Raw genomic sequence first — 18,613 nt, forward strand, 5'->3', positions numbered from 1 at the left:
GCTCCATTCGGCTCCCGTGCCTCATGCCGCGCCCTCGGCAATCGCCGCCGTTGCCATCCCGTCTGCGGACACCGCCCGCGGCCCCCGCAGTCGCGCGCCCGGCCCCGCCGCCGCCAGCGCCGCCGCCTCGGCCAGCGAGCCGGTCCCGAACCGCGCCGCCACCCGCTGCGACTGCGTCACCGTCACCTGGCCGCGCAGCGCCGCGTCCGGGACCGCGATCACCGGCAGCCCCAGCTCCCGGCCCAGCCCGGCCAGCCCCCCGGCCTTGCCCGCCACCGTCGCCAGATGCGTCACGTCCTCGGCCCCCCCCGCGCGGGCCAGCGCCTCGCGCAGCGCCGCAACACTTGCTCCCGACCGGAACCCGAAGCCTGCCACGATCATCGCACGACGCTCCATTGCAGGATCGGCAGCGCCGCGCGCCAGCCGCGCTTGCGCCCGATTGCGGCGGGTTCGGACAGCTCGACACGCAGGAGATTGCCGCCCACCCGCGCCGACCAGTCCAGCACCAGCGCTTCGGTCTCCAGCGTCACCGCGTTCAGGACCAGCCGGGCACCCTCGGGCATCACCTCCCACAGCCGCGCCAGCAAGGCCGCGGACGCCCCGCCGCCGACAAAGACCGCATCGGGCGGCGGCAGGCGCTCCAGCCCCTCGGGCGCACGGGCCTCGGTCAGCCGGTGGCGGTGCGACAGGCCGAAGGCCGCGACATTGCCCCGGGCGCGCTCGGCCCGCGCCGGATCGGCCTCCAGCGCCTCGACCCGCGCGCCCCCGGCCAGCAGCCACTCGATGCCGACCGACCCCGAGCCCGCCCCGATGTCCCAGAGCAGCTCGCCGGCCCGCGGCGCCAGGGCAGACAGCGTCAGCGCGCGGACCGGGCGCTTGGTGATCTGGCCGTCATGGGCAAACAGCGCATCGGGCAGGCCGCCTGCCCGCGGCAGCCCGGAATCGGTGGCCTCGATGGCCGCCGAGACCGGGGCCCCGATGGGGCCCTTTGGCAACCCCTGCGTGATCTGCTCCTGCGGGCCGCCCAGCCGTTCCAGCACGGTCAGCCGCGCGTTCGGATGCCCGTTCGCCGCCAGCCAGGCCGCGAGGTCCGCCACCGCCGCCCCGTCGCGCAGGGTGCAGATCACCCGCACCCCCCGCCCCAGCACCGGCCGCAACCGGTCGAAGGGCGCGGCGTGCAGGCCAAGGCACTGCACCTCCTCCAGCCGCCAGCCCAGCCGATTCGCCGCCAGCTGGAAGCTGGACGGCGCGGGATGCGACACCCACTCGCCGGGGGCGAGATGCGCCATCAGGCTGCCGCCCGCCCCGAACCAGAACGGATCGCCTGAGGCCAGCACGACCACCCGCCGCCCGCGATGCTCCAGCACCGGGGCAATGTCGAAGGGCACGGGCCAGGGGCGGCCCTTGTCCCCCGCCTCGACCAGCGCCAGATGCCGCGGGCCGCCGAAGACGACCTCGGCCCCTGCCAGGGCGGCACGGCTTGCGGGCGACAGGCCGTCCGGTCCATCCTCGCCCAGACCGATGATCGTCAGCCAGGGATCAGCCATGACCCCCCTCCGTCCGCCGCGCGTCCTTCTCCTCGGCGGCACCACCGAGGCCGCCGCCATGGCCCGCGCGCTGGCCGAGGCCGGGGTGGAGGCGGTCTATTCCTACGCCGGACGGACCGGGTCCCCGGTGGCGCAGCCCCTGCCCGTCCGTATCGGTGGCTTCGGCGGGGCCGAGGGGCTGGCGGCCTATCTCCGCGCCGAGGGCATCACGCATCTGGTCGATGCGACCCACCCCTTCGCGGCACAGATGAGCCGGAACTCGGTGGAAGCCTGCACGGCGACACGAACCCCGCTGATCGCGCTGGAGCGCGCGCCCTGGCAGGCCGGCGAGGGCGACCGCTGGATGCATGTCCCCGATGTCGCCGGGGCGGTTGCGGCCCTCGGACAGGCCCCGCAACGGGTGTTCCTCGCCATCGGACGGCAGACCCTCGATGCCTTCGCGGCGGCGCCGCAGCACCATTACCTCTTGCGGCTGGTGGACCCGCCGACCGAACCGCTGCCCCTGCCCCTGGCCGAGGCGGTGATCGCGCGGGGGCCCTTCACGGTGGCGGGCGACCGGGCGCTGCTCTCGGACCACCGGATCGAGGTGATCGTGGCCAAGAACGCCGGCGGCGCGGGGGCCGAGGCCAAGCTTGTCGCCGCGCGCGCGCTGGGCCTGCCGGTCATCCTGATCGATCGGCCCGCAGTGCCGGATCGCCGGGTGGCGCGGACCGTGGCCGAGGTCATGGGCTGGCTGGGTCTCCAGGGGTAGGCTCGTCGAGCCCTTCGGGCACTCCTCGCGGGCGGGCTCCGAGGAGGAACCGAAGGGAACGAAGAGGGTTTCGCGGGTCATGTCGCGCTCCGCGGCGAATAGACCCACGGCCCGACGCGGCGGGTGGCGGAATTGCCGAGGATCACCACGGTGCGCATGTCGGCCATCTCGGGCGTCGCTTCGCCCAGGGTAACAGTGGTCAGGCGCTGGTCGGGGGTGGAGACGGCGCGGGCGAAGGTGACAAGGCGGTCCGGCCCGCATTCTTCGCGCAGGGTGGCGAGGGCTTTCACGAACCCTTCCGGGCGGCTGGCCGAACGGGGGTTGTAGAAGGCCATCGCCAAATCGGCTCGGGCGGCGTGGCGGAGTCGGGTCTCGATCACCTCCCAGGGCTTCAGGTTGTCCGACAGGTTGATGCAGCAGAAATCGTGGCCCAGGGGCGCACCCGCAGCGGCGGCGGCGGCGAGCATCGCGGTGATGCCGGGCAGCACGCGGATGTCGAGCGCCTGCCAGTCCGCCCGGCCCTCCAGCGCCTCGAAAACGGCCGAAGCCATCGCGAAGACGCCCGGATCGCCGGAGGAAACGACGACGACGCGGCGCCCCTCGGCGGCCATCTGCAAGGCGGCGCGGGCGCGGTCGAGTTCGACGCGGTTGTCGGACGGGTGCAGCGTCAGGCCTTCGCGCGGAGCGACGCGGGCGACATAGGGGATGTAGCCGACCACATCCGTCGCCTCGGCCAGGGCGGCCGAGACCTCGGGCGTGACCAGCCGGTCGTCGCCGGGGCCGAGGCCCGCGATGGCCAGCCAGCCGGTCATTCCGGCAGCTCCGGGCGGCGGCCGTGGCCGTGGACGAGGACGATCGCGAAATAGGGGCAGTCGTTAGGGTCGACATCGGCGAGGCGCGCGACCCGCTGGTTCGGCATGGTGCCGCGTTCGACGAGCCAGGCCCGGTCGAGCCGCCCCGTCCGCTCCAGCGCGCGGCGGACGCGGGGTAGGTTGCGGCCGGTCTTCATGATGACCAGCGCGTCCGCCTGTTCCATGTGGCGGACGAGGTCGTCCTCGGGCAGCGTGGCCATGAGGACGGTCAGCACGTCGTCGCCCCACGTGATCGGCGTGTCGGTTGCGGTCCAGCAGCCGGTCATGCCGGTGATGCCGGGGATCACCTCCACGGGCACCCGGCCTTGCAGGCGGGAATGGAGGTGCATGAAGCTGCCGTAGAAGAACGGGTCGCCCTCGCAGAGGACGACGACATCATCGGTCCGGGCCAGCGCGGCGAGTCTGTTGGCCCAGTCGTCGTAGAAATGCGCCAGCGCGTCGATGTAGCCGGGGCTGTCGAAGGGAAGTTCCGTGGTGACGGGGTATTCCATCGGGTATTCCACGGCGTCCGGGGGAAGCATCCCCTCGACGATCCGGCGCGCCTGCCCGGCGCGGCCTTCCTTGCGGAAATAGGCGACATGTTTCGCCGCACCGATGGTGCGGGCGGCCTTGAGGCTCATCAGATCCGGGTCGCCGGGACCGAGGCCCGCGCAGATCACGCGGCCCATGTGCGGCCCCCTTTCCGGGCGCGGGCGAGCCCCCCACCCCCATCCCCTCCCCACGGGGGGGAGGGGAGGTGCGGGGTCGACGAAGTCTGGGCCATGGGCGGTCGGGTTTGCGCGCGCGGGTCGCCCGAGGCGCTTCCCCTCCCCCCCGTGGGGAGGGGAGCGGGGTGGGGGGCACCGCACGGATCGGTCATGACGGGCATGGTCATTCCTTTCTCGATGCCAGGGCGTTCACGGCCGCCACGGTGATCGCCGACCCGCCGAGGCGGCCCTTGACGATGAGGCTGGGGGCCGGAGGGGCCTCCATCAGCGCATCCTTGGATTCGGCGGCGCCGACGAAGCCCACCGGGCAGCCGATGATCGCGGCGGGGCGGGGGCAGGCGAGGTCTTCCAGCATGTTGAGAAGATGGAAAAGCGCTGTGGGCGCGTTGCCGATGGCGACCACGGCCCCGGCGAGGTGCGGGCGCCAGAGTTCCAGCGCGGCGGCGGAGCGGGTGTTCGACATCTCTTTCGCCAGCGCGGGGACCCTGGGGTCGTGCAGCGTGCAGATGACCGGGTTGTCCTTCGGCAGCCGCGCGCGGGTGATGCCTTCGCTGACCATGCGCGCATCACAGAGGATCGGCGCGCCGTTCTCCAGTGCCGCGCGGGCGGCGATGGCCATGCCGGGGGTGAAGCGGATGTGCGGGGCAAGCTCGACCATCCCGGCGGCGTGGATCATGCGGACGGCGACGATCTCTTCCTCGGGCGTGAACCGGGCGAGGTCGGCCTCGGCCCGGATCATCGCGAAGCTCTGCCGGTATATCGCGGCGCCGTCGGTCTCATAGCTGTGGGGCATGCGGGGCCTTCAGGTGGTCGAGGATCGCCTGCGGGGCAAGGCCCGTCAGGCTGGGCGTGTCATGGGCGGTGCCGTTCCGGATCAGGTCGTAGCCCTGGCCGGTGGCGGTGAGGGTCAGGGGCGCGGGGCCGGGATGGGCGCAGCCCTTGGCGCAGCCGGAGATGTGGAGCGTTTGCCAGCTTGCAAGCTGCGGGGCGAGGCGGCGGGCGAGGTGCCGCGTGTCGCCCAGCGCCTGCGGGCAGGCGGGGGCGCCGGTGCAGGCGGTGATCCGCAGGAGCGGGTCCGCGGGGTCGATGATGAGACCGGGGATCCCGGGAAGCTCGGTCGCGCCGGCGATCAGGAGCATGCGCCAGGGCGTCGGGCGGACCTCGTGGCCAAGGGCGGCGAGGGCGTGAAGCGTTTCGGCGCGCATCTGGCCGAAGGCGAGGGCGACAAGGGCGCCGTCCGGGTGGAGACCGGGGCCGGGCATCGGCAGCGTCTCGGCGGGGGCAAGGGTGCAGCCCGGCGGGATGCAGCCTTTGGCGATGAGGGCGGACATCCGGCCCCGGCCATTGGCGATGCCGCCGCTGGCGACGAACCAGTCGGCCATGGCAATGGCGTCCCGGGCAAGGTCGGTGACGGGCTGGCCGTAGGGGTGGCCGTCGGGGCGCAGGATCAGGTTGCCGTCGGCGCTGCGCTCGACGCGGATATCGGCGGAGGCGCCGGTCAGGACGGGGCGCGGGCCGGTGTCCAGCGCGAAGCCGAACTTGGCCGGAAGCTTCGGCATCCGGGCGAGGGCGGCGGTGAGGGTGGCGGCGAGTCTGTCGGTGTCGGCTTCTGATCTGGCCGGGTGCCCCCCCTTCCCATCCCTCCCCCACCCTGGGGGGAGGGAGGCACCTGGGGCGGATGTTGCGCGGACCTGCCGGGCCGGGCGGCTCCCCTCCCCCGCGTGGGGAGGGGATGGGGGTGGGGGGCTGGTCCGGAAGGGCGTGACGATGAGGTTGCGGAGGGTTTCGGTCTCGATGTCGGGGTCGATCAGGCCATGGGCGCGGAGGTCGTCGATGAGGCGCGGATGCGAGGCCTCGGTCACGCCGCGCAGTTGCAGGTTGGCGCGGGCGGAGAGGTCGATGATGCCATTGCCGTGGGTTTCGGACGCTGTCGCTATGGCTGCGGCTTGCGCCGGGGTCAGGCGGCCCATCGGCGGACGGATGCGCACGACGAGGCCGTCGCCGGACGGCATCGGGCGGAGGGCTCCGGGGCACCAGCCCTTGATCTCCCAGGCGGTCATTTGGCGCGCCTGGGGGTTGGAGCGGGTGTTGAAAGGAGCGCGTTCCGCGCGCGCCTTTTGTCTCGCCTCTGCGCGCGAAGGGCGCGCAACCGGCTCGCCCGCGACATGGTTGCTCGAACCAATGGCGCAAACCATGTCGCACCTCCGGCGGGGATATCTGGGGACAGACGAAGGGGCCGGGTCATGCGGCACCGTCCAGCCGGGCGGCGATGGAGTTGCGGCGGGTCTGCCAGAGGCCGGCGTCGCGGAGGCGGCGGAAGAGGTCTTCCATGGCGGCAAGCGCGGCGGGGTTCTCGCGTTGGAGGAAGTCGCGGACCTCGGCACGGCCCAGGGTGGCCTCGTGGTAGAGGTCGAAGAGGTGCGGGGGGACGACCTGGGCCAGATGCGCGAAGGCCGCCATGTGGTCGAGGGTGGCGGCGATTTCGGCGCCGCCGCGAAAGCCGTGGTGCATCATGCCTTTCGCCCAAGCCGGGTTCGCCGCCCGGGCGCGGACGACGCGGGCGATTTCCTCGGTGAGGGTGCGCGCGTGGGGCGTGTCTGGGCGGGTCGCGTCGAGGTGGTAGAGGGTTGGTTTCGCGCCGCCCAGCCTGGCGACGGCGGCGGCGAAACCGGCCTCGTGCGCGGCGTAGTCGGCGGCGATCAGGACATCGGTTTCGGGGAGGTCCTGGGCGTGGACGAAGCTGTCTGACGCCAGGACGCGGGCTTCGAGGTCGGCGCGGGCCTCGTGCGACTGGCCGTCGGGGCCGATGGCCCAGGAAGAGGCGTTGAGCCAGGCTTCGCCCGCCGCCGCGCGCGCCTCGTCGGTGAAGGTGTCGGCGGCGGTTCCCATGCCGAGGCCGTAGAGGCCGGGTTTCGGGCCGAAGACGCGGGATTGCCTTGTGGTGTAGGGGTTGTCCTCGGGCGTTTCGTCGCGTTGGCTGAGGGCTTCGGCCCCGGCTTCGAAGAGTTGCGCGAGGGTCGGGAACACGTCGCGGAACAGGCCCGAGACGCGGAGAGTGACGTCGATGCGGGGGCGGCCGAGGAGGGCGAGGGGGAGGATCTCGAAGCCGGAGACGCGGGCGGAGCCGTCGTCCCATTTCGGCGCAAGGCCGGCGAGGTGCAGGGCCATGGCGAACTCTTCCCCGGCGGTGCGCATCGTGGCGCTTCCCCAGAGGTCGACGACGAGGCCGCGCGGGTAGTCGCCGTGGTCCTGCAGGTGGCGGCGGATCAGTTCCTCGGCCAGCTTGACGCCCTGGGCATGGGCATTGCGCGACGGGACGGCGCGGGGATCGACGGAGAAGAGATTGCGCCCGGTGGGCAGCACGTCGCTACGGCCCCGGTGCGGAGAGCCAGCGGGGCCGGGGGGGACGCGCTGGCCGTTCAGCGCGGCAAGGAGGCCCTGGGTCTCGCCTTGGCCGTCGCCGAAGATGTGGAGACCCTGGCCGAACTGGCTTTCCTTCAGGTCGCAGACGAAGCGGTCGATCCGGGTGATTGCCTCCGCCGGGGTGGCGCTGGCGGACAGGCCGAGATCGGCTGCGACGCCGGAGGCCGCAGCTTCGTCGCGGATCGTGTCGATCAGGCGGCGGCGGCGGGCGGGGTCGAGGCCGTCGGCCGTGGAATACTCGTCGAGCAGGCGTTCGAGGCGCTGGAGTTCGGGCGGGATCTGGGCCGTGGTGAGCGGCGGCGGCAGGTGGCCGAGGGTGACGGCACCGATGCGGCGCTTGGCCTGGGCGGCCTCGCCCGGGTCGTTGACGATGAAGGGGTAGATGACCGGGGTGGGGCCGATCAGCGCCTCGGGCCAGCAGGTCTCCGACAGGGCGACGGATTTGCCCGGCAGCCATTCCAGCGTGCCATGCGCGCCCATGTGGATCAGGGCATGGAGGGATTGCGCGCGGAGCCAGAGGTAGAAGGCGACATAGGCATGGCGCGGGGTGCGGGAGAGGTCGTGATAGTCGCTGTCGCGGCTGGCGACCTCGCCGCGTTCGGGTTGCAGCGCGATCAGCGCGTGGCCGCGGCGGGTGCCTGGGAAGTGGAACTGGCCATCCCGGACCTGCGGGTCGGAGGCGGGGTCGCCCCAGGCTGCGGTCAGGTCCTGACGGAGGGGGTCGGGGAGGGTTTCGAGGGCCGCGAGATAGTCGGCAACGGGCCAGGCGAGGGTTTCCGTCAGGGCCTCGGTCAGCGGTGCGCCATTGGCGATCCGGTAGCCCTCGGTGGCGAGGGTTGCGAGCAGGCGGTCGGTCGAGGCCAGCGCGTCGAGGCCGACGGCATGGGCCATCTGGTGCGCGCGGCCGGGATAGGTGGAGAGGATGACGGCCAGTTGGCGGTCCGGCGTGGGAGTGGTGGCCAGGCGGTGCCAGCGGCTGACGCGGCCCACGACGGCAGCGATGCGGGCCGCGTCGGCGCGGTGGGCAAAGCGGGAGAATTGCAGGTCCGGGTGGCGTTTGCCGGGGGACTTGTGGCTGACGATGCCGGCGAAGAGACGGCCGTCGACTTCCGGCAGGACGACGTGCATGGCGAGGTCGGCGGGGGACAGCCCGCGGTCGGAGGCCGCCCAGTCGCGGCGGCGGGCGGTGGAGAGGGCGACCTGGAAGACCGGGCAGGTGGCGGAGTCGAAGGGGGTCGCGCCGTCGTCGGCCTTGGCGGAGAAGGCGGTGGCGTTCACGATGGCCACGGGTGGGTTTGCGGCGAGATGGGCCGAGAGCCAGTCGGCGACGCCCGGGGCCTTGAGGCTGGGGGCGAAGGCGCCGTGGGCGGCGAAGCCTTCCGCGCGGAGGGCGCGGATCATGGCGTCCACGGGGCCGGTGTCGCCGGAGGTCAGGTAGCTGCGGTAGAAGGTGACGAGGACGGTGCCCTTCCCGGGCACCCCCCCCTCCCCATCCCTCCCCCACTCGGGGGGGAGGGAGCCGCGGAGGACGGTGTGGGGATGGTCCTGTGGCACCGTCCGGGAGGACCCGTCGGCGGCCTGTCGCCTCCCCTCCCCCTCCGTGGGGAGGGGATGGGGGTGGGGGGCTGCTGGCGCGGGAATGACTCCGCGCTCGGTATCGTAGAACCCCATATGCGGCACGGTCTTGTCGCCCATCACCGGGGCGGCGTAGATGCCCGCCGCCAGCGCCAGTTGCGCCAGCGCGGCATGGGCGGCCACCGCGCCCCCCTCGTCACACAGCGCCTGCAACCGGCGGAGGGTGGAGACGGGGAGCGTGGACAGCTCGTCGAGGCGCGGGTCGGGGCGACCGTCGGCGGGAAGGATGGCAAGCGCCGTGCCCTGGCGGCGGGCAAGGTCCTGCAGGGCGGCGAGGCCGTAGGGCCAGTAGGCCTCGCCCCCGATCAGGCGGACGAGGATGGCCTTGGCGCCGGAGAGGGTGCGTTCGGCGTAGGTGTCGACCGAGATCGGGTGCTTCAGCGCGATGAGATTGGCGAGACGGACGGTGGGTTGGAAACCCGCCCGGCAGGCGCGCTCATAGCCCGCCGTGAACGCCCCGAGGTCGCTGTCGGAGAAGGAAAGCACCACCAGGTCGGCCGGGTCCTGGCCGAGGTCGAAGGGGGTCTCGGTTTCCTCAAGCCCGTGGCTTTCGCGGAAGACGACGTGCATGTCAGGCCCCCACACCCGGGCGATGGGCCCCGGCAGATGCAGTCTGCCGGCGCGCGCAAATCTGGCCGCGACCGGCACGCGGGGGTGGGAGCGATATATCGCGCCCGCCCCCGGGGGGCGGGTCGGGCGCGGTCAGATTTGCTTTGGGCAAATCTGACGGGAAGGCGCCTGCCAGCGGCATCCTAGGCCCCCAGGATCTTGCGGATCGCGGGTTCGTCGATGTCGTCGTGTTCGGCGATCACGACCAGTTGCGACCGACGCGGCGCAGTGCCCCAGGGGCGATCATACTGCATGCGGACGCGGGCGCCGACAGCCTGGACCAGCATCCGCATCGGCTTGCCCGCGACCGCGACATGGCCCTTGACGCGGAGGATGTTCAACTCCTCGGCCAGCCGGACGATGGCGGCGGACAGGGCCTCTGGGTCGGTGACCTCGGGCAGGTCGATGACGACGCTGTCGAAATCGTCATGCTCATGGTCGTCGGCCCCATCGTGGTGCGAGGGGCGGGCGGCGAGGTCGTCCTCGGCGGCGGCGTTCAGGCCCAGGATCACGCGCGGGTCGATCACGCCGTCGGTCATCGGCAGCATGGGGACAGGGCGGGTCATCTCGGCGCTGATGACCTCTTTCGCGGCCGCCAGCCCCGCATCCCCGGCAAGGTCGGCCTTTGACAGAAGGATCAGGTCGGCGCAGAGGATCTGGTCCTCGAAGACCTCCGAAAGCGGCGTCTCGTGGTCGAGCGATGCATCGGCCGCGCGCTGGGCCTCCACGGCCTGCGCATCCGGGGCGAAGCGGCCGGCAGCGACAGCCTCGGCATCGGCCAGCGCGATGACGCCGTCCACCGTGATCCGGCTGCGGATCGCCGGCCAGTCGAAGGCCTTGAGCAACGGCTTCGGCAGGGCCAGGCCCGAGGTCTCGATCAGGATGTGGTCGGGGCGCTGCGGCATGGCCATCAGCTGTTCGATCGTCGGGATGAAATCGTCGGCGACGGTGCAGCAGATGCAACCGTTGGCAAGCTCCACGATGTTCTCGACGGGGCAGTTCTCGTCCGCGCAGGATTTCAGGATCTCGCCGTCCACGCCCACGGTGCCGAACTCGTTGACCAGGATCGCGAGGCGCTTGCCTTGCGGGTTCCGCATCAGGTGGCGGATCAGAGTGGTCTTTCCCGCACCCAGGAAGCCGGTGATCACGGTCACGGGGATTTTGGTCAGGTCGGTCATTCGGCGGCCTCTGGCAGGGGGTGAGGGGGGATGCGGGCGATGCTCTGCTTGCGGAAGACGGTAGGGCGGTCGCGCCAGGGGACGATGCCGTCCGTGGTGGCGGCGTATTTCCCGGCGCCTTCCAGGATTGCCGGCACGTCGTCAAGCGTCAGCCGGCCATAGACATAGGACCAGGCGCCGGGTTTGGTCAGCGAGACGGCGCAGCCGGTGTTGCAGGCGGACAGGCACTCGACGCCCACGATGCGGACGCCTTCAGGGGCGGGGCCGGCAGTCAGCGCGGCGTGAAGCTGCGCTCCGGGGGGCAGTGCGCCCTCGGGGACCGGCTGGCCGGCCTTGCAGGTGGTGCAGACGAAAAGGGTCGTGCCCATCATTGCCTATCCAAAGGCGAAAGGGGTGGGCCAGCGAGGGGCGTTGCCGCCGATCACCGGTCGCGGAACACCCCGTCCGCCGGTTTCCTTCCGCGCTGGCAGGTCTCCCGGCTTGCGGATACGGGGGCTGCCCCCCACGGCCCCCGCCTTCCCGGCATCCGCCAGTGGCCATGGGACCTCTCCGGTCACGGTCGCGGGGGCGGCTGCCTAGGGTCGAATCCGACCTGTCGCATTCCCTCTTCGCCTGTCATAAACAGGAACCAGCGCCAGCCCACCTGAGCCATCGCACCTCCCCTTGTCAAGGACACGACCGACCATGACCGACGCTGTTGCGACCACCGACCCCGACGACCTGGCCCGCCACGCGCAGAAGATGGCCAAGAAGAAGGCCGCGCGAGACAGGATCATGGCGGGGAAGGAGGGAGAGAAGGGTCTGGTCATCGTCCACACAGGGGCGGGGAAGGGCAAGTCTTCCTCGGGCTTCGGGATGATCCTGCGCTGCATCGCGCATGGGATGCCCTGCGCGGTGGTGCAGTTCATCAAGGGCGCCTGGGATACCGGCGAGCGGCGGCTTCTGACCGAAAATTTCAGCGATCTCTGCCAGTTTCACGCGATGGGCGAGGGCTTCACCTGGGAGACGCAGGACAAGGCCCGCGACATCGCCGCCGCAAGGGCGGGGTGGGAGAAGGCGAAGGAACTGATCCGGGATCCGTCCATCCGCATGGTCCTGCTGGACGAGATCAACATCGCGCTGCGCTACGACTACCTGGATATCGGCGAGGTGCTGGAATTCCTGAAGACCGAGAAACCCCCCTTGACCCATGTCGTCCTGACCGGGCGGAATGCGAAGGACGAGCTGATCGAGGCGGCGGATCTGGTCACCGAGATGACCCTGGTCAAGCATCCGTTCCGGGCCGGCATCAAGGGCCAGCCGGGTGTGGAGTTCTGACCCTGTCCACGGTGGACAAAGGCAGATACGCCAAAAAGATCAAAAGGTTGGTCGCGGACGTTAGGGATTTGGCAAGGATATGGCAGGAGGCGGAAAGATGCGGAAACCCTGGCTTGGACTGGCGGTTCTGATGGCGGGGCTTCTCGCCTCGGGCTGCGCGCCGCTGGTGGTGGGGGGCGCGGCGGCCGTGGTCGCCGACGAGGTCGTGGAACAGGACAAGGGCGGCGACGGACTGTTCTGAGCCGCCCGGGCCGTCCGGCAGGCCCGCCTTGGGCGGCATCCCGCCGAAGGCCGTCCGAAAATCCGACGGAAGACAGTTAGACCACCCGGGTCCAGAGCCTGGGCCGGTCGTTGTTGCGTGAGGCGATTTTGTCGGACACTTGACTTGTAACCACTGTTACTATAAATATGTCCGCATGAGCGATATCACCTGGCTTCTCCTGACCTACAAGGTGCCTGCCGAACCCTCGGCCAGGCGCATCGCCATCTGGCGCAAGCTGAAGGGCATGGGCGCGGTCTATCTGCAGAACGGGGTCTGCGTCCTGCCGCGCAGCGACGACCATCTGCGCCGGCTGAAGATGATCGAGAACGACATCGCCAAGGCCGGCGGCGAGGCGGTGCTGTTGCAGACCATGGCGCTGGATGCCGCGCAGGAGGCGCGGGTCGTCGGCCGGTTCAAGGCCGACCGCGACGAGGCCTATGCCGAGTTCATCGACAAGTGCGACGATTTCGAACGCGAGGTGGCCAAGGAGATCACCGCCGGCCACTACAGCTATGCCGAGCTGGAAGAGAACGACGCCGACCTGAAGAAGCTGCAGGGCTGGCTGGACCGGATCGGCAAGCTGGACTTCTACGGCGCCGACCGCGCCGAGGAGGCGCGGACGCGGCTCAAGGGCTGCGAGGCGGTGCTGGACGACTATGCCCGCCGCGTCTTCGACGCCAAGGGCGAAAGCGACTGAGCGAGGAGCATCCGCATGACCCGGACCAGACCCCTGACCGCCTTCTTCCCGCTTTTCCCGCCCGAGCATCTGCCGGCGGGTCCGTCCCCGCTGATGGACTGGGCCGACCGACAACGGCAGCGCGCCGCGCTGGCGCGGCTTGACGACCGCATGCTAAGAGACATCGGCGTGACCCGTGCCGAGGCCGAAGCCGAAGCCCGGCGGCACGACTGATCCCGCAAACCCCGCCGCCGAACCGGAACGCCCGCGATGACCGAAACCACAGCGACCAAGGCCGCCTCGCCCTGGCGGGGCCTGCCCGCCGGAATCTGGGCGCTGGGCTTCGTGTCGATGCTTATGGATGTCTCGTCCGAGATGATCCACGCGCTTCTGCCGGTCTATCTGACGGTCGGGCTTGGCGCTTCGGCGCTGGCGGTTGGGGTGATCGAGGGCATCGCCGAGGCGACGGCGGCGATCACCAAGGTCTTTTCCGGCGCGCTGTCCGACCGGATCGGGCGGCGGAAGGAACTGGCCGCGCTGGGCTATGGACTTGCGGCGGTGACGAAGCCGGTCTTTCCGCTGGCGCCCTCGCTGGGCTGGGTCGTGGCGGCGCGGTTCATCGACCGGGTCGGCAAGGGCATCCGCGGCGCGCCGCGCGATGCGCTGGTGGCCGACCTTGCGCCCGAGGGGCGGCGCGGCGCGGCATTCGGGCTGCGGCAGTCGCTGGATACGGCGGGGGCCTTCCTCGGGCCGCTCATGGCCATCGGGCTGATGTGGCTCTTTGCCGACGACTTCCGGTCGGTATTCTGGGTTGCCGTCATCCCGGCTTTCCTCGCGCTGGGGCTGATCCTGTTCGCCGTGAAGGAGCCCGCCCGGCCCGAGGGGCTGCGCAAGGTGCGCAATCCGCTGGCTCGGGCCGAACTGCGGCTTCTGGGCGGCACCTACTGGGCGGTGGTCGCGGTGGCGACAGTGTTCACCCTGGCGCGGTTTTCCGAAGCCTTCCTGATCCTGCGCGCCGAGGAGGTTGGGCTGTCGCTGATGCTGGTGCCGCTGGTGCTGGTGGGGATGAACGCGGTCTATGCGGTCTCGGCCTGGCCGGCGGGGGTGCTGTCGGACCGGATGAGCCGGCCGGTGCTTCTCATGGCGGGGCTCGCGCTGCTGATCGCGGCCGATCTGGTGCTGGCGCTGGCGCCGGGGTTTGCCGGACTGGCGCTCGGTATCGCGCTCTGGGGGCTGCACATGGGGCTGACGCAGGGCCTGCTGTCGGCGCTGGTGGCCGAGGCGGTGCCGGCGGAACTGCGCGGCACGGCCTTCGGCATGTTCAACCTGGTGACGGGCGCGGCGCTGCTTCTGGCCAGCGTGATCGCGGGGGCGTTGTGGCAGGGCCTGGGGTCGGAGGCGACCTTCCTTGCGGGTGCAGGATTCGCGCTGGTCGCGGCGCTGGGCCTTCTGCCCTTGCGCGGGCGACTGGCCTGAGAGGGTCAGACCTGGCGGGGGCCGTAGAGGATGACCGCCGCGCCGATGATGCAGATCGCCGATCCGATCGTGTCCCAGCGGTCGGGCCGGGTGCCTTCCACCGCCCAGAGCCAGGCGAGCGAGGCGACGATGTAGATCCCGCCATAGATCGCATAGGCGCGGCCGGCATGTTCCACATCGACTAAGGTCAGGAGCCAGGCGAAGAGGCCAAGGCAGACCGCGGCGGGGATCAGCCAGAGCGCGGACTTGTCCAGCCGCCACCAGCCCCAGACGGCAAAGCATCCGGCGATCTCGAAAAAGGCGGCGGCGGCGAAGATCAGGGCGTTCTGCATGGGCCGACTTGGCCAGAAGTCGGGCGGAAAGGCAATTCCGTTTCAGCCATGGCGCCAGACTTTCACGGCGGAAATCACGAGGATTGCCGTAAGCATGGGCAGAAGAAGGCTTCCGGGCACCACCCCGAGTAGCTGCCCGCCGAGGAAGGCGCCGAGGATCGACCCCGCCGCCATCACGAGGACGAAGCGGCCGTTGCGGGCGAGTGTCGCAAAGCTCTGGTCGCGGGAATAGCGGGCGAAGCCAATCAGCATGGTCGGCAGGCTGACGGCCAGCGAGAGCGAGCCGGCGAGTTTCACATCCGCCCCGAAGAGGAGAATCAGGGTGGGGATCAGCAGCTCTCCGCCCGCCACCCCCATCAGCGAGGCGACGACCCCGATCCCGAAGCCCGCCGCGATGCCCGCGACGATCTGCGCCGGGCCGGTCAGGGCGGGGCCCGCGCCTTCGGCGTCGTGGCCGATCAGAAGCGCGGCGGCGATCAGGACGAGAAGCGCGGCGATGACCTTGTAGAGCGTGGTCGAGGACAGCCGCGTGGCCCAGCCCGCCCCGGCCCAGGCCCCGGCAAGGCTGCCGGCCAGCAGGTTCAGGATCACCGGCCAGTGGGTGGCGATCTCGGCCAAGGGCACGGTGCCGGCGCGGAAGGGCAGGGCGGCAGCGACGACGACAAGGCTGATGGCCTTGTTCAGGATCACGGCTTCAAGCGGCGGCAAGCGGAACAGGCCGAGGAGCAGCGGCAGGCGGAACTCGGCCCCGCCGAGGCCGATGAGCCCGCCGAGGCTGCCAACCCCGGCGCCGGCGACGAAGGCGGCGGGCAGGCTGCGGCGCGGCTCAGTCATGGGCTGCGCCCGCGATATGATCGCGCGCGACCGACATCGACTTCAGCACCGCATGGGCCGCGTCGCCGGGTTGCAGTCCCAGTTGCCGGGCGGCGCGGCGGGTGATGCGGGCGAGGATCTCGTCGTCCCCCACGGTCAGGTGGACCATGACCCCGGGGCCGTCGCCGGGGCGGATCGCGGTGACGGTGCAGGGCAGGATGTTCTGCGCCGAGAGGCCCTCGGGCCGGCTGCGGGACAGGATCACCTCGTGTGCCATGATCCGCACCCTGACCCTGGTGCCGGGCGGGTTGTCGATGCCGGGCAGGTAAAGCGGCCCGGCGGCGGTGGTCAGGCGGGTCAGGCCGTCCTCTTCCGCGCCCTCGACGATGGCGGGCAGCAGGGCCGCGACCTCACGGATGCCCATGGCCCGCAGTGCGTCCGGGTCGGCCATCACGGCTGCGGTGGTGCCTTCGCGGACGACGTGGCCCTTCTCGATCACCAGCATCCGGTCGGCCAGAAGCTGCGCCTCGTTCATGTCGTGGGTGACCAGCACCACCGGCATCTTGAGATGGGCGCGCAGGGCAAGGATTTCGGCATGGAGCCGTTCCCGCGTGGCCCGGTCCACGGCCGAGAAGGGTTCGTCAAGGAGAAGCGCCGCCGGTTTCCGTGCCAGCGCCCGTGCCAGCGCCACGCGCTGCTGCTGGCCGCCCGACAGTTGCGCGGGCTTGCGGTCGGACAGGCCGTGGAGGTTCACGAGGTCCAGAAGCCGCGCGGCCTCGGTCGGGTCGGGGCGGTCCATCGCGGCGATGACGTTCTGCGCCGCCGTCATGTGCGGGAAAAGCGCGTAATTCTGGAACACAACGCCGACATGGCGGCGATGGGTGGGAAGGGCGATGCCGGATCCGGTGTCGAGCCAGGTTTCCCCGTCCACCGCAACCCTTGCCGTGGTCGGCCGCCACAGCCCGGCGATGCTGCGCAGGATGGTGGTCTTGCCCGACCCGGAATGGCCGACCAGCGCCAGAAGCTCGCCCGGCGCCACCGCGAAGGCCACGTCCAGCGGGATCGGCGTCTCGGCCCGAAGGGCGACTTCCAGCGTCATGCCAGCCTCCGCCCGATCCGCGCCGAAAGCGCGTAGGTGATGGCGATGGCCGAGAAGGAGATGGCGACCAGCGCGGCCGACATGATGCCGGCGCCCCGCATGTCGAAGCCCTGCACCCGGTCGTAGATGGCGATGGCGATGGTCTTGGTTTCCCCGGGGATCGACCCGCCGACCATCAGCACGATGCCGAATTCGCCCAGCGTATGGGCGAAGGTCAGGACCATGGCGGTCATCAGCCCCGGCCAGGCGAGCGGCAGTTCCACCTTCCACAAGCTGCGCAGGGGCGACATGCCGCAGGTCGCCGCCGCCTCGCGCAGTTCCACCGCAATCGCCTCGAAGCCGCGCTGGGCGGGCTGGATCGCGAAGGGCAGGTTGAAGATGACCGAGGCGACCACCAGCCCCTCGAAAGTAAAGACAAGCTGGTGTCCGAAGGTTTCCTGCCAGAAGGCGCCCACCGGAGAGTTCCGCCCGAAGGCCACCAGCAGGTAGAAGCCGAAGACCGTGGGCGGCAGGACAAGCGGCAGCATCACCAGCGCCTCGACGGCGCCCTTGCCCCGGAACCGGCCATAGGCCAGCCAGCGGCCGGCGAGGACCGAGACGGGCAGCAGGATCGCCACCGTCCAGGCGGCAAGCTCCAGCGACAGGGTCAGCGCGGTCCAGTCCAAGATCAGCCCTCGTCAGGCAGGATGAAGCCGTACCTGACCATGATTTCGCGCGCGGGGGGAGACTGGATGTAGGCGTAGAATTCCTCGGCAACGGGGCCCGCGTTCTTCAGGAGAACCATGCGTTGCAACAGAGGGTCGTGCCAGTCGTGCGAGATAAGCGCGAATTCGCCCTGTGCTGCCACCTCGGGCGCGCGGGCCAGCGACAGGGCGATGATGCCACCCTCGGCATTGCCCGACAGCGCGAATTGCGCAGTCTGGGCCACGTTCTCGCCCAGCACCAGATGCGGCTGGATCTTCTCCCACAGCCCGCGGTGTTGCAGCGCCTCCATGGCGCGCAGGCCATAGGGGGCGTGTTCGGGGTTGGCGATGGCGAACTTGGTCAGCTTGCCGGCGTCGATCAGCGCGGCGAGGTTGTCCATCGCTTCGTCCGGCTTCAGGGCCGAGCCGTGCGGGGCCATCAGCACGATCCGGCCTTCGGCATACAGCGTGCCCTCGTCGCGGGTCAGGCCCTCGGCGTGGAGTTCGGCGATGAACTTCTGGTCGGCGGCCATGAACATCTGGAACGGCGCGCCTTCGCGGATCTGGGTGGCGAAGTTGCCGGTCGAGCCGAAGGACAGCTTCACCTCCTTCCCAGTCTCGGCGGTGAAGGCGGCGGCGATCTCGGTCACCGCGAATTGCAGGTCGGCGGCGGCTGCGATCACCGGGGGGTCCTCGGCGGCGGCCGGAAGGCCGAGCATCAGCGGGGCGACAAGGCCGAGGGCCAGGGCAAGGCGGCGGGGGATCATGAGGGCTCCTGCGATATGTTTCGACAAACATATCGCGTGAAGCCGGTGCGTGCGTCAATCCTTTGGTCGCATCTTTTCGCCGGGTTTGCGCAGCCAGCCCTGCAGGCGGGTCAGGTGCGGGGCGGTCTCGGCCGCTGCCGCCCGTTCGACGGCGCGGAATTCGGCCAGCACCTCGCGGCCGCGGTCGGTCAGCACAGCGCCGCCCTTGCCCGTTCCCCCGCGCGAGGATTCGACCAGCGGGCTGTCGAACATGGCGTTCAGTGTCTCGATCAGCATCCAGGCGCGCTTGTAGCTCATCCCCAGGTCGCGGGCGGCGGCGGCGATCGACCCGGTGGCAGCGATGCGGTCCAGGAGCGCGGCCTTGCCGGGACCGATCATGTCGTCGCCGCCAAAACGGATGCGGAGGAAAAGCGTGGGATGCGACAGGGGATCGGCCATGCCTCATTGAACGCGGCGCGGCGCGCGG

21 protein-coding genes and 1 riboswitch are annotated in these 18,613 nt (G+C 70.9%); of the genes, 6 read left to right on the forward strand and 15 right to left on the reverse strand.

What is annotated here, in order from left to right; genetic code table 11:
* Positions 1 to 21: 21 nt before the first annotated feature.
* Positions 22 to 381 (reverse strand): cobalamin biosynthesis protein, encoded by a 360-nt coding sequence (locus ACK4IU_RS07225; RefSeq protein ID WP_409733201.1) that lies wholly within the window; start codon positions 379 to 381, stop codon positions 22 to 24.
* Positions 378 to 1,547: a precorrin-6y C5,15-methyltransferase (decarboxylating) subunit CbiE gene (cbiE, locus tag ACK4IU_RS07230; RefSeq protein WP_409733128.1), complete on the reverse strand. Its 1,170-nt coding sequence runs from the start codon at positions 1,545 to 1,547 to the stop codon at positions 378 to 380. The genes ACK4IU_RS07225 and cbiE overlap by 4 nt, the downstream gene beginning before the upstream one ends.
* Here cbiE and ACK4IU_RS07235 point away from each other — a divergent pair.
* Complete coding sequence (locus tag ACK4IU_RS07235; RefSeq protein ID WP_409733131.1) at positions 1,546 to 2,298, forward strand: cobalt-precorrin-6A reductase; 753 nt, start codon at positions 1,546 to 1,548, stop codon at positions 2,296 to 2,298. The genes cbiE and ACK4IU_RS07235 overlap by 2 nt on opposite strands.
* A gap of 77 nt (positions 2,299 to 2,375) precedes the next feature.
* Here ACK4IU_RS07235 and cobJ read toward each other — a convergent pair whose 3' ends face one another.
* From cobJ to ACK4IU_RS07270, 7 genes are all read right to left on the reverse strand, one after another.
* Positions 2,376 to 3,110 (reverse strand): precorrin-3B C(17)-methyltransferase, encoded by a 735-nt coding sequence (gene cobJ, locus ACK4IU_RS07240; protein ID WP_409733133.1) that lies wholly within the window; start codon positions 3,108 to 3,110, stop codon positions 2,376 to 2,378.
* Positions 3,107 to 3,838, reverse strand: a complete 732-nt coding sequence (locus ACK4IU_RS07245; protein WP_409733135.1) for a precorrin-2 C(20)-methyltransferase — start codon at positions 3,836 to 3,838, stop codon at positions 3,107 to 3,109. The genes cobJ and ACK4IU_RS07245 overlap by 4 nt, the downstream gene beginning before the upstream one ends.
* 202 nt (positions 3,839 to 4,040) lie before the next feature.
* A complete protein-coding gene (locus ACK4IU_RS07250) occupies positions 4,041 to 4,670 on the reverse strand; it encodes a precorrin-8X methylmutase (RefSeq protein WP_409733137.1) in 630 nt (209 codons plus the stop codon).
* Entirely contained in the window at positions 4,654 to 5,937 is a 1,284-nt protein-coding gene (locus ACK4IU_RS07255) for a precorrin-3B synthase (RefSeq protein ID WP_409733139.1), read from the reverse strand. Before ACK4IU_RS07255 ends, ACK4IU_RS07250 begins: the two co-directional genes overlap by 17 nt.
* 181 nt (positions 5,938 to 6,118) lie before the next feature.
* Entirely contained in the window at positions 6,119 to 9,505 is a 3,387-nt protein-coding gene (gene cobN / locus ACK4IU_RS07260; protein WP_409733141.1) for a cobaltochelatase subunit CobN, read from the reverse strand.
* A 182-nt stretch (positions 9,506 to 9,687) separates the two neighbouring features.
* Entirely contained in the window at positions 9,688 to 10,722 is a 1,035-nt protein-coding gene (gene cobW, locus ACK4IU_RS07265) for a cobalamin biosynthesis protein CobW (RefSeq protein WP_409733143.1), read from the reverse strand.
* Positions 10,719 to 11,090, reverse strand: coding sequence for a DUF1636 family protein (locus tag ACK4IU_RS07270; protein ID WP_409733145.1), 372 nt, complete (start codon positions 11,088 to 11,090; stop codon positions 10,719 to 10,721). Before ACK4IU_RS07270 ends, cobW begins: the two co-directional genes overlap by 4 nt.
* A 79-nt stretch (positions 11,091 to 11,169) precedes the next feature.
* A riboswitch (cobalamin riboswitch) is annotated at positions 11,170 to 11,370 on the reverse strand.
* Positions 11,371 to 11,406: 36 nt separating this feature from the next.
* On the opposite strand from ACK4IU_RS07270, the gene cobO reads away from it, so the two are divergent.
* From cobO to ACK4IU_RS07295, 5 genes are all read left to right on the forward strand, one after another.
* Entirely contained in the window at positions 11,407 to 12,039 is a 633-nt protein-coding gene (gene cobO / locus ACK4IU_RS07275) for a cob(I)yrinic acid a,c-diamide adenosyltransferase (RefSeq protein WP_409733147.1), read from the forward strand.
* 97 nt (positions 12,040 to 12,136) lie between these two features.
* Entirely contained in the window at positions 12,137 to 12,280 is a 144-nt protein-coding gene (locus tag ACK4IU_RS07280) for a hypothetical protein (RefSeq protein WP_160147725.1), read from the forward strand.
* A 175-nt stretch (positions 12,281 to 12,455) separates the two neighbouring features.
* Complete coding sequence (locus ACK4IU_RS07285) at positions 12,456 to 12,998, forward strand: Chromate resistance protein ChrB (RefSeq protein ID WP_409733150.1); 543 nt, start codon at positions 12,456 to 12,458, stop codon at positions 12,996 to 12,998.
* Positions 12,999 to 13,013: 15 nt separating this feature from the next.
* On the forward strand, positions 13,014 to 13,211 hold the full coding sequence (locus ACK4IU_RS07290; protein ID WP_409733152.1) for a DUF1127 domain-containing protein: 198 nt from the start codon (positions 13,014 to 13,016) through the stop codon (positions 13,209 to 13,211).
* A 36-nt stretch (positions 13,212 to 13,247) separates the two neighbouring features.
* Entirely contained in the window at positions 13,248 to 14,453 is a 1,206-nt protein-coding gene (locus ACK4IU_RS07295) for an MFS transporter (RefSeq protein WP_409733154.1), read from the forward strand.
* Positions 14,454 to 14,458: 5 nt separating this feature from the next.
* Here ACK4IU_RS07295 and ACK4IU_RS07300 read toward each other — a convergent pair whose 3' ends face one another.
* The 6 genes from ACK4IU_RS07300 to ACK4IU_RS07325 are packed head-to-tail and all read right to left on the reverse strand — an operon-like array spanning position 14,459 to position 18,585.
* Positions 14,459 to 14,785, reverse strand: coding sequence for a YnfA family protein (locus ACK4IU_RS07300; protein WP_409733156.1), 327 nt, complete (start codon positions 14,783 to 14,785; stop codon positions 14,459 to 14,461).
* Between the two features lie 42 nt (positions 14,786 to 14,827).
* Entirely contained in the window at positions 14,828 to 15,619 is a 792-nt protein-coding gene (locus ACK4IU_RS07305; RefSeq protein ID WP_409733158.1) for a TSUP family transporter, read from the reverse strand.
* Positions 15,612 to 16,697: a molybdenum ABC transporter ATP-binding protein gene (gene modC / locus ACK4IU_RS07310; protein ID WP_409733160.1), complete on the reverse strand. Its 1,086-nt coding sequence runs from the start codon at positions 16,695 to 16,697 to the stop codon at positions 15,612 to 15,614. The genes ACK4IU_RS07305 and modC overlap by 8 nt, the downstream gene beginning before the upstream one ends.
* A complete protein-coding gene (gene modB, locus ACK4IU_RS07315; protein ID WP_409733162.1) occupies positions 16,694 to 17,362 on the reverse strand; it encodes a molybdate ABC transporter permease subunit in 669 nt (222 codons plus the stop codon). Before modB ends, modC begins: the two co-directional genes overlap by 4 nt.
* Before the next feature lie 2 nt (positions 17,363 to 17,364).
* Positions 17,365 to 18,147 carry a molybdate ABC transporter substrate-binding protein gene (gene modA / locus ACK4IU_RS07320; protein ID WP_409733164.1) on the reverse strand — a complete coding sequence of 261 codons (783 nt, stop codon included), beginning with the start codon at positions 18,145 to 18,147 and terminating at the stop codon, positions 17,365 to 17,367.
* Positions 18,148 to 18,201: 54 nt separating this feature from the next.
* Positions 18,202 to 18,585 (reverse strand): winged helix-turn-helix domain-containing protein, encoded by a 384-nt coding sequence (locus tag ACK4IU_RS07325; protein WP_409733166.1) that lies wholly within the window; start codon positions 18,583 to 18,585, stop codon positions 18,202 to 18,204.
* Positions 18,586 to 18,613: the final 28 nt, after the last annotated feature.

Origin of the sequence: Tabrizicola flagellatus, assembly GCF_046295235.1 — a bacterium.
In the GTDB taxonomy this organism is placed as follows: domain Bacteria; phylum Pseudomonadota; class Alphaproteobacteria; order Rhodobacterales; family Rhodobacteraceae; genus Tabrizicola; species Tabrizicola flagellata_A.